This is a genomic window from Gilvimarinus sp. 1_MG-2023 (genome assembly GCF_030548285.1).
Genome location: NZ_JAUOSC010001413.1, coordinates 1 through 250 on the forward strand (window position 1 = coordinate 1; position 250 = coordinate 250).

At 55.6% G+C, this 250-nt stretch carries 1 protein-coding gene; it reads left to right on the forward strand.

All coding sequences use genetic code 11. The annotated features are described in order from the left end of the window. A partial coding sequence (locus Q4563_RS21490; protein WP_303605970.1) for a His/Gly/Thr/Pro-type tRNA ligase C-terminal domain-containing protein occupies positions 1 to 250 on the forward strand: 250 nt, incomplete at both ends.

Consider the following 250-nt stretch of genomic DNA (forward strand, 5'->3'; position numbering starts at 1 on the left):
TATCTGGCCTGATGCCATCGCGCCGTTCCATATCGGTATTGTACCCATGAACTACAACCGTTCAGACGCCGTAAAACAGGCAACCGAAACCCTCTACGCCGAACTGACCGCTGCCGGCTATGACGTTTATCTGGACGACCGCGACAAAAAAACCAGCCCCGGCGTCAAGTTTGCTGATATGGAGCTGATGGGCTTCCCGCATCGCATTGTACTGTCAGACCGGGGACTGGAAGCCGGCACGGTGGAATAC